Origin of the sequence: Eubacterium sp. AF22-8LB, from assembly GCF_003458715.1 — a bacterium.
GTDB lineage: Bacteria > Bacillota_I > Bacilli_A > Erysipelotrichales > Erysipelotrichaceae > Holdemanella.
The window spans coordinates 827-11,399 of sequence record NZ_QRVI01000041.1 but is presented as its reverse complement, the minus strand read 5'-3'; the positions used below and the strand labels follow the sequence as shown (position 1 = coordinate 11,399).

The 10,573-nt window shown below is 33.8% G+C and carries 7 protein-coding genes; all 7 read left to right on the top strand.

The window, feature by feature from the left end; all coding sequences use genetic code 11:
* Positions 1–313 precede the first annotated feature (313 nt).
* Positions 314–3,250, top strand: coding sequence for a DEAD/DEAH box helicase family protein (locus DWY01_RS10830; RefSeq protein WP_243002007.1), 2,937 nt, complete (start codon positions 314–316; stop codon positions 3,248–3,250).
* 56 nt (positions 3,251–3,306) lie between these two features.
* Positions 3,307–4,074 carry an InlB B-repeat-containing protein gene (locus DWY01_RS10825; RefSeq protein ID WP_117996133.1) on the top strand — a complete coding sequence of 256 codons (768 nt, stop codon included), beginning with the start codon at positions 3,307–3,309 and terminating at the stop codon, positions 4,072–4,074.
* 1 nt (position 4,075) lies between these two features.
* Positions 4,076–5,452: an MATE family efflux transporter gene (locus DWY01_RS10820; protein ID WP_117996132.1), complete on the top strand. Its 1,377-nt coding sequence runs from the start codon at positions 4,076–4,078 to the stop codon at positions 5,450–5,452.
* A 113-nt stretch (positions 5,453–5,565) separates the two neighbouring features.
* Positions 5,566–6,297, top strand: a complete 732-nt coding sequence (locus DWY01_RS10815) for a DUF3196 family protein (RefSeq protein ID WP_117996131.1) — start codon at positions 5,566–5,568, stop codon at positions 6,295–6,297.
* Positions 6,290–7,567 carry a trigger factor gene (gene tig, locus DWY01_RS10810; RefSeq protein WP_117996130.1) on the top strand — a complete coding sequence of 426 codons (1,278 nt, stop codon included), beginning with the start codon at positions 6,290–6,292 and terminating at the stop codon, positions 7,565–7,567. The genes DWY01_RS10815 and tig overlap by 8 nt, the downstream gene beginning before the upstream one ends.
* 64 nt (positions 7,568–7,631) lie before the next feature.
* Positions 7,632–9,938 carry an endopeptidase La gene (gene lon / locus DWY01_RS10805; protein WP_117996129.1) on the top strand — a complete coding sequence of 769 codons (2,307 nt, stop codon included), beginning with the start codon at positions 7,632–7,634 and terminating at the stop codon, positions 9,936–9,938.
* A 1-nt stretch (position 9,939) separates the two neighbouring features.
* Positions 9,940–10,542 carry a ribosome biogenesis GTP-binding protein YihA/YsxC gene (gene yihA, locus DWY01_RS10800; protein WP_117996128.1) on the top strand — a complete coding sequence of 201 codons (603 nt, stop codon included), beginning with the start codon at positions 9,940–9,942 and terminating at the stop codon, positions 10,540–10,542.
* The last annotated feature ends 31 nt before the right edge of the window (positions 10,543–10,573 follow it).

The window sequence follows — 10,573 nt, the reverse complement described above, 5'->3', positions numbered from 1 at the left end:
TCATAAAATGCTCTCCTTTACCTTCATTATTGCAAAAAATTACTACCAACTTAACAAATTCCGATTTATCTATAATTTAGACTTCATTATAATCATGTTGATTGAATTATCAATAGAAAATTTTATCTGTTTTGTGTGTTTGTGTTAACACAATGTTTTATAAAAAGGATTATTATATGCGTAGAACTACTACAAGACTACTACTTGCAGATGTGTTCTGAAAACACTCCTCTCCGTCTAACTAACGGAGTCTTGGGTGTTTTTTTTATTTGTGAATTCAATTAAAATAGTAATGAAAAGAGTAGGTGGTTTTGTGAAACAGACGAATGATAATTTGACTATTATAAATGACTTACAAAAGGAAATTCAATGCTTGAAGAACATTTTGGAGCGAGAAGGAATTTCTTATCAGGAAGAATTGGATCAATTAAAGAATTCTACAAATACAGAACCTTTTGAAACGAATCAAGGCAGTCGTATTGCTTTTCCAAATGAAATCACAAAAGATATGGCAAATCGATTTTTTGCTTGTTTTTGGGGTCGTACAGACGTATACGCAAAAAGAGTAGAAAGCAAGAAAACAAATAAAGCGGGATACTATCCACAATGTATTAATTTTTGGTCAGACGGTTGTGGTAAGAAATGGAATGCAGGATTTCGTTGCCAAGATTGTCATTACCAAAAGTATAAAGCTTTGACAATTGATAGTATTATGTCACATTTAAAAGGAAATGAAGTGATTGGTGTTTATCCATTGCATAAAGATAATACGTGTCGCTTTTTGGTTTTTGATTTTGATAATCATGACAAAGATGCAGGAAATGATTTTGCAAATATAGATGAGAGTTGGAAAGAAGAAGTTAATGCGATGCGAACAATATGTCAAATGAATGGAATTGATCCATTGATAGAGCGCTCTAGATCAGGGAAAGGAGCGCATATTTGGATTTTCTTTGATAAACCGATTTCAGCTATTTTGGCAAGAAATTTTGGGAATGCTTTGTTGGATAAAGGGGCAGAACAAGTGAATTTAAAATCATTTAAATACTATGATCGTATGATACCAGCACAAGATAGTATGCCAAAAGGTGGCCTGGGAAATTTGATCGCATTGCCATTACAAGGACAAGCGTTGAAAGATGGCAACAGTGCATTTATTGATGAAAATTGGAATGCCTATTCAAATCAATGGAATATATTGTGGTCTAAGCCTAAGCTTTCACAGGTGTTTATTGAAGATAAGATAAAAGAATGGCATGGTAATCTAAATGATAAGCCATGGGATTCAATGAGTGAATTTGACAAGAATGAAGTGAATGGAAAAATGCATATCACTTTATCGAATGGTATTTATGTGGATACTTCAAATTTAAGTGTATCGATTCAAAATAAAATTCGTAAATTGGCTAGAATTAGTAATCCTATTTATTATAAAAATCAAGGTATGGGAATTTCTACTTTTGGCATGTATAAATATATTTATCTTGGTGAAGATCATGATAGTGGATACATACAAATTCCTAGAGGATGTTATGATACTTTAATGTCTTACAATAAGGATGCAAGAATTAAAATGATGGTTGATGATAAAAGGCAACAAGGAAGAGGTATTGATGTTACTTTTAAGGGTGAGTTAAAGCCTGAACAAAATGTAGCTCTAAATAAAATGATTGAGCATGATAATGGTATTTTGTTAGCGGCTACAGCTTTTGGTAAGACCGTTCTTTGTGCAGATTTAATTGCGACAAAGAAAGTGAATACATTAATTTTATTGGAGAGTTCATCCTTATTAGAACAATGGAAAGATAAGCTGCAGACATTTTTGAGTATAAATGAAGAGTTACCTGAATATACGACACCTAAGGGATTGATAAAAAAGAGAAAATCATTGATAGGTACTTTACAAGGATCTCATGATTCTATGACTGGTATAATTGATATCGCAATGGCTGGTTCTATATGTAAAAAAGGGGAATTTCATAAACTGTTGAATGAATATGGCATGATCATTGTGGATGAATGTCATCATGCGGCTTCAAATACAGAAAGTGCTGTTTTAAAAGAAATTAAAGCTAAGTATGTGTATGGTGTTACAGCAATTGATCGAACGGATCAATTGGATAAAATGAATTTTATGCTTATTGGTCCAATACGACATAAATATTCCGCAAAAGAACAAGCGAAACAACAAGGGATTCCTCGTTTGTTATATCCTCGGTTTACACATGTGGTTGCACCAAGAGGAATGATGAAAGATGAAAAGAATCCAAATGAAGCATACTCAATATTACGAGATAATGATTTGCGGGATCAAATGATTATTCAGGATATAAAAGAATGTATAAAGAAAAAACGTACGCCTGTTGTATTATCAAAATATGTCATTCATTGTAAGAAACTATATAAACAATTAGAAGGTGTGGCAGATTCAGTTTTCTTGTTGATAGGTAGTCAATCAAAAAAAGAAAATAATCATATTGTAGAATTAATGAAAAGTGTACCTGAAGATAAAACTATGATATTAGTTGCGACAGGATCACTCGTTGGAGAAGGCTTTGACCTTGATAGATTAGATACTTTGTTTCTAGCGATGCCGGTAGCTAGTAGTGGGGTTATAGAACAATTTACAGGAAGAATTCATCGGTTATATGATAAAAAAGATACAATATTAGTATATGATTACGTAGATGTCCATATTCCAATGTTTGATCGAATGTATGGAAAAAGATTAAAGGCCTACAAAAAATCAGGCTATGAATTGATTTCAGATACGAATGATATAAAAAATGAATCAAAAACTTCTCAATCTATATTTGATGCAAGTAATTATTACGATACGTATAGTCAAGATTTATTGCGAGCTAATAAGAATATAGTTGTATCTAGTCCTTCATTATCTGGCGATAGAGTTGTAGAATTTACTAAATTGGTTAAAGAAAAGATGGAAAGTGGAGTTGAAGTAACCATAGTTTCTTGGATGCCTGATAAAATTAGGTTTGGAAGTTCAAATTATAGAATGCAGTTGTTAGAAGAAATGAGACAATCTGGTTTTTATCTAAAATCTGCAGAAGATAACTGTGAACATTTTGCGATTATTGATCAGGAAATCGTATGGTATGGAAATATTAATTTGTTGGGTAAGCAAGATGTAGAAGATCATATTATGCGGATTCAAAATAAAGAAATCGCAAATGAACTTATGGAAATGACTTTCGGGAATAGTTTATATAATTATTTGAATAACTTCTAGAAATTTTCCTAGAAGTTTTTCTATTTGTGATAAAATGAGTGGGCAGGTGATATTAGATGAGTGAAAAAAGAGAAGGTTATCAGTTTGTTGGTTGGTATATAGATAAAGAGTGTACAAAAAGATTAAATCCAGGTGGAGTGCTTCCTCATTCTGTAACTTTATATGATAAATGGATTCCTATTTGGTATCCAATTGAATATGATGTGGATGGTGGAGTTATGTCGCGTCGTAATCCGAGATATACATGCATTGAATCGGAAGAATTGTTGTTGTATCCAGCGTTTAAAAAGGGGGTTATGTTTGTAGGTTGGGAATTTAATGGTGAAATTATAACGAGTTTACCAGCAGGCATTCATGAACCTGTTATATTGACAGCTATTTATAAAGAATGTCCAGTTATCCACTTTGAAACGTGTGGTGGAGCTAATTATATGGATGTATGTACGGATGAACATGGATTATTGGCAAATTTAAAACCACCAGTTCGAGTTGGATATACCTTTGATGGATGGTTCTGGGATTGTGATTATCGTTGGCGTTATAACTTGGATGAACCAATTCATGAGTCTTGTACTTTATATGCCCATTGGCAAGTAAGTCAATATAAGATTACATATGATTTGAATGGGGGATTAAGTAGTCGAAGAAATCCAAAGTCATATACGTATTTTTCGGATACGATTCACTTGTTGCCAGCATCGAAACCAGGCTATGAATTTGTTGGCTGGTTTGATGAAAGAGGAAATGAGTTAAATGTCATTCGAGAGCATTCAATGGGAAATAAGCATTTAATTGCACAGTTTAGAAAGAGGGAATTATATTAGTATGCAAAATCCTTTAGGATATGAAAAAGAGTCATCATTATTAAAAAAGTTTGCGATACCAAGTATTATTTCAATGCTCGTATCGTCACTATACAACATTGTGGACCAAATCTTTATTGGTCAAGGCGTTGGTTTTTTAGGTAATGCTGCAACCAATGTAGCATTTCCACTAACTACGATTGCCTTGGCCATTGCCTTGTTGATTGGGATTGGTTCAGCTAGTTTATTTAGTTTATATCTAGGTGAAAAAAAGCCAGAACGATCAAGTAGTATTGCGGGTAATGGCATTAGTATGTCTGTGTTGTGTTCTATGATTTATGTTGTTTTAGTGTTTGTTTTTCTTGAGCCATTATTGAAGTCGTTTGGTGCTACAAGTACAATTATGCCTTTGGCTTTAGAATATACACGTATTACGACATTGGGAGTCCCATTTTTGATTACAACAAATGTTATTAGTAACTTAATTCGTGCGGATGGATCACCAAAATACTCAATGATATGTATGGTTGCAGGAGCTATAGTCAATACAATCTTAGACCCAATATTTATCTTTATGTTTCATATGGGAGTTGCCGGAGCCGCCATTGCCACAGTAGCCGGTCAGGTGATTTCATTTATTATTGCTGCTTGGTATATCAAGAACTTTCAGCATATTGAATTTAATAAAAATAGTTTACGAATTTCTTTGAAGGATACAAAGGAAATGGCAACCATTGGAATGAGTGCTTCATTGAATCAGATTGCGATTTTATTTGTACAAATTGTTTTGAATAATTCATTGACATATTATGGACAGTTTACAAAGTATGGTAGTGATATTCCTTTAGCTGCATGTGGTATTGTAATGAAAACCAATGCGATATTATTAGCTATCATCATTGGTATTTCGCAAGGTATGCAACCAATTATTGGATTTAATTATGGAGCCCAAAAATATGAGCGTGTCAAAAAGACGTTTAAGCTTGCGGTTAGTGCGAATTTAGTTGTTTCCTTTATTGGTTGGGCTTTATTCCAATTCTGTACAAGCAAAGTACTATCGATTTTTGGATCAGGCGATGCAAACTATTTTGAATTTGCGACAATGTTTATGCGAATCTATCTAATGCTAGTATGTGTTGATGGAGTACAGATGTTATCGTCAAGCTTCTTTTCGTCAATTAAAAAAGCATATTTAGGAATGTTTTTATCGATGACTAGACAGGTGTTGTTCTTGATTCCACTAGTTTTGATTCTTCCAAAATTCTTTGGGTTGAATGGAATTTTATATTCAGCTCCAATCGCAGATATGGTTGCTTTTTTGGTTTCAGTCATATGCATTCTTAATGAATTTAAAAAGTTGAATCAATTAGAAAATAGTTTAAATTCGAACTCTCTTTAATTAGAGAGTTTTTTCTTGATCGACAAAAGACCAATAATGTTATTTAAAAGCGTGTAGAATTGATTATTATCGATGTTTATGGTAGAATACTAATGTTTCGCATGGAGGTATAAGTGAACGCATATTATCATTCTTTAATTGAAGAAATAAAAAAAGAGATAGATGAAAAAAGTTATGCCCAGGCGTACGAATTAATTTGTCAGGAACTGGATATGCCTTATGTTCCACAGGATGCATTGGATTTGTTGGAATATTATAAATCAGAGTGCAAGCCTTATTTGGAACAAAGGAATAAGGGTGTGGACTTTAACAAGTTACAGGACTATATTCATGGAACTTTAGAACAGAAAATCTATGCGATTGGTGTTTTAGAAAACATGAATTTAAGAATGTACCATGATGAAGTGCAGGTCTTGTTAGATTCAGATTTACCTGATGAATATAAGGGTGCATTGATTGAGGCTTTAATGGAGCAGAAAATCGATGATCCATTTGATTTGATAAAATCCGGATTGAACATTACATTTATACCAAGTGCAATTTTACCTATGCAGCAAGATCAGTCGATTTGTGAGGCAAGTTCACTGTTTGAAAGCTGGTTTACAAATGAAGATCCTACTATGATTCAATTTTGTATGTCGCTTTTGATGCAGCTTGTTTTATGTGAAAGACCATTTGATCAAGAAGATAAAGATCCTTATGAACTTGCGAAAAGCATATGTAGACTTGTATTTTATGCAATGCAGAAATCCGATGAATGGCCTAGTTTTATAAAGAAACAAGGGCTTGAAAAAGTTGAGGATATTGAGTTATCCATTGAAAAGCGAGGAGAAAACAATGACTAGTACTTGGACTTTGAAAGAAAATTCTACTGGTGAATTAGAAGTAACTGTAGAAGGTGAAGCTTGGAAAAAAGCACAGAAAAAAGCGTTAAATTATGCTAAATCTCACATGAATTTGAAAGGATTCCGTCAAGGACAAATCCCTGATGCTTTAGTTAAAAAACAACTTTCTGCAAAAGCATTATTCGATATGGCTAGCGAAGAAGTTGCTAATGAAGTATTGGCTGAAGGAATCAAAGAACACAACATTGAATTAGTAGCTCGTCCTACGTTAGATGTTAAAGAAGCTGATGAAGAAAAAGCCGTATTAGTATTTACATGTACAGTACTTCCTGAAGTATCTTTAGGTGAATACAAAGGATTAGAAATCAAAAAAGCGGATGTAGAAGTTACAGAAGAAGATGTTGAAAACGAAGTTAAACGTGTTCAAGATCGTTATGCAGACTGGGTTGTTCGTGAAGATGATGCTGCTGCTCAATTAGGTGATCAAGTAGTTATCGACTTCGTAGGAACAAAAGATGGTGTTGCATTCGAAGGTGGATCTGGAGAAAACTATCCATTAGAACTTGGTTCAGGATCATTCATTCCAGGATTTGAAGAACAATTAGTTGGAGTTAAGAAAGGTGAAGAAAAAGACGTTGAAGTTACTTTCCCTGAAAACTACCAAGCAGCTGAACTTGCTGGTCAACCTGCAACTTTCCACTGCACAGTTCACGAAGTAAAATATAAAGATCTTCCTGAATTAAATGATGAATTAATTAAAAAATTAAAAATCGAAAATGTTGAAACAGTAGATGCTTATAAAGAAAAAGTAAAAGCTGATTTAACAGCTTCAAAAGAAAGAGAAGCTGAAGAAAACTTCACTAATGAATTATTAGGAAAAGTTTGTGACAATGCAAATGTTGAAATTCCTTCAGTAATGATTGATGCAGAAGTTGATCGTATGTACAGAGAATTCGAAGGTCGTATGCAACAATCTGGATTTACAGCTAAACAATTCTTACAAGCAACTCACCAAACTGAAGAAGCAATTCGTGCTCAAATGAGTCCAGAAGCTGCTGCTCGTGTTAAAACTCAGTTAGTATTAGAAGCTATCGTTAAGGCTGAAAGCATTGAAGCTAGTGATGAAGATGTAGAAAAAGAATTTGCTACAATGTCTGAAATGTACAACATGGAAGTTGAAAAAATCAAACAATTGATTTCTCCAGAAAGTATTAAAGCAGATTTAGCAAATCAAAAAGCATTAGACTTCATTAAAACTTCTGTAAAGTAGTATAATGTTAAAGAAAAAAGACGCCTAGCGTCTTTTTCCATATTTAGTATAAGGAGGTTTTCGTATGGAATTAAATACCTATCCTTTGGTTTGTACAAGAGGCGTTATTTTATATCCAAATCAAGAAATTGTGATTGATGTTGGTAGAGACACTTCTGTACATGCTGTTGAAAATGCACAGGATAACTATGACAAAAAGATTTGTTTATTTTCTCAAATTGAATTAGAAGAGGAAAATCCTGAGGCAAAAGACATATATTCTGTTGGAACTTTGTGTGAAGTTCGTCATATTCGTCGTTTTGATAACTTTTTACGTGTGAAATTCCGTGGAATTAAACGTGTAAAATTAAATAAATGGATCAATGGAAGCTTAAGTGAGTTGGCAGAAGTTGAGATTCTTGAAAGTGAAAAACAAGATGCTGTTGAAGAAGAAGCATTGGTTCGTATGATTGGGGATGAGCTTGATCGTTTACAAGGTCAAGAGCGTTTTGTTACAAAAGAAATTATTATGGAAATCTCTAAGGGGATGGGCGGTGAATTCTTAAGTGATAAAGCTGTTCAAGGCTTACCTTTAGATACTGCAAGAAAACAACAATATCTTGAAACATTAGGTATTAATGACCGTTTAATGATGTTACTTCAAGATATGGCTAAAGAGAAAAAGATGAATGAAGTTGAAAAACAAATCAACGAAACTGTTAAAGAACGAATTGATCAAGGTCAAAAAGACTACTATCTTCGTGAGAAGATGAATGTCATTCGTGAAGAATTAGGTGATACAGTTGCACAAGATGAAGATGCAGCTAAGATTCGCAAGCGCCTAGCTGAAAATCCATATCCTGACTACATCAAGAAAAAAGTATCAGATGAAGTTTCTCGTTATGAAATGCTTCCGATGGCAAGTGGAGAAACAGGTGTCATCAAGGCTTATATTGATTGGTTGATGGACCTTCCTTGGTGGCAACAAACTAAGGATAATGAAGATTTAAATGCAGCAGAAGCTACTTTAAATGCGGATCATTATGGTTTAGAGAAAGTCAAAGAACGTATTCTTGAATACTTGGCTGTTAAACAAATGACAAATTCATTAAATGCACCAATCATTTGTTTAGTGGGTCCTCCTGGAGTTGGTAAAACATCTTTAGCTAAAAGTGTTGCACGTGCTCTAGATCGTAAATTTGTCAAGATGTCACTTGGTGGTGTTCGTGATGAAGCTGAAATAAGAGGACATAGAAGAACGTATCTAGGAGCTTTACCTGGACGTATTATTCAAGGAATGAAAAAAGCAGGAGTTACAAACCCTGTATTCTTAATTGATGAAATCGATAAGATGGCAAGTGATTATAAGGGAGATCCATCAAGTGCAATGCTTGAAGTATTGGATCCTGAACAAAACTCAGTGTTCTCAGATCACTACATTGAAGAGCCATATGATTTATCAAAGGTATTGTTCATCGCTACCGCAAACTATTTGGAAAACATTCCACCTGCATTAAGAGATCGTTTGGAAATCATTGAATTATCAAGCTATACAGATGCAGAAAAGGTTCATATTGCCAAGGATCACTTAGTTCCTAAACAATTGAAGCTAAACGGTTTAAAACCATCTCAATTAAAAATTGATGATGATATGTTATTATACTTAATTCGTTACTATACTCGTGAAGCGGGTGTTCGTTCATTAGAACGTACAATTGCGACAATTTGCCGTAAGACAGTACTTGCAATTTTGAAAAACAACAAGCGTAGTATCAAATTAACTAAGAAATTAGTTCATGAATGGTTGGGTAATGAAAAAGTAGATTATGGTAAAAAAGAAAAGAAGGATCAAGTTGGAACTGTAACAGGACTTGCCTATACAAGTTTTGGTGGAGATATTCTTCAAATTGAAGCTACTCGCTTTACAGGTAAAGGTAGATTAGTTCTTACTGGTCAATTGGGTGATGTTATGAAGGAAAGTGCTAGTATTGCGCTAGACTATGTTCGAACTCATGCGAAAGAATTCAAAATTGATTCTAAATTGTTTGAAGAAAATGATGTACATATTCACGTACCAGAAGGTGCCGTTCCAAAAGATGGACCAAGTGCTGGTGTGACAATGACAACGGCATTGGTATCTTGCTTCTCAAATATTCCAGTAAAGGCAAATTTAGCTATGACTGGTGAGGTTACACTAAGAGGAAATGTTCTTCCTATCGGTGGATTGAAAGAGAAATCATTGGCAGCACATCGTTCTGGAATTGATACAATTTTAATTCCAAAAGAAAATGTAAAAGACTTGGATGATGTTCCTCAAGAAGTAAAAGACGCAGTTACTTTTATTCCTTGTTCAAATGTCTCTCAGGTATTACATAATGCATTGGTAAGATAGTATGATTAGTGAATTTGTGATTAGTGCTGTTGAAAAAGATCAATGGCCAGAATCTGACTTACCAGAAGTTGTTGTTGTTGGACGTAGTAATGTTGGGAAATCCAGCTTTATTAATGCACTAACAAACAAGAAAAAATTAGCCTATGTAGGAAATACACCAGGTAAAACACGTTTGATCAATTTCTTTAAGATTGATGATACATGGATGTTGGTGGATGTTCCTGGTTATGGCTATGCGAAAATGTCTAAACAAATGTTGATCAAAATGGGAAAAATGATGGACACATATTTTAACCAAAGAGAACAGATTTGTTGTGTTGTACAACTTGTAGATGCAAGACATGGTGCTACACATGATGATTTAGATATGATTGAAATGATTCAAAGTCTCGGAATTCAAATCGTGATTGTAGCTACAAAAGTCGATAAGGTTCCTAAGACAAAACGTGTTCGTGCATTGAAAGATATTTCTCAACAGCTTCAATTGCCAATGAAAAACATCTTTGGAATTAGTAGTACAGAAAAAACAGGTTTTGAACCTGTCTTAGAAAGAATTAATGAAATTGTAGAACAGGCGGGTAACCAAAATCATTTAGGGTTTTAGCGTAAACAATTGGGGCCTAGTTTGGGGTCTG

Excerpts from the sequence above, each read along its gene's own strand:
- tig (WP_117996130.1), top strand. The coding sequence starts at position 6,290 with ATGACTAGTACTTGGACTTTGAAAGAAAATTCTACTGGTGAATTAGAA.
- yihA (WP_117996128.1), top strand. The coding sequence starts at position 9,940 with ATGATTAGTGAATTTGTGATTAGTGCTGTTGAAAAAGATCAATGGCCA.
- DWY01_RS10820 (WP_117996132.1), top strand. The coding sequence starts at position 4,076 with ATGCAAAATCCTTTAGGATATGAAAAAGAGTCATCATTATTAAAAAAG.
- lon (WP_117996129.1), top strand. The coding sequence starts at position 7,632 with ATGGAATTAAATACCTATCCTTTGGTTTGTACAAGAGGCGTTATTTTA.
- DWY01_RS10825 (WP_117996133.1), top strand. The coding sequence starts at position 3,307 with ATGAGTGAAAAAAGAGAAGGTTATCAGTTTGTTGGTTGGTATATAGAT.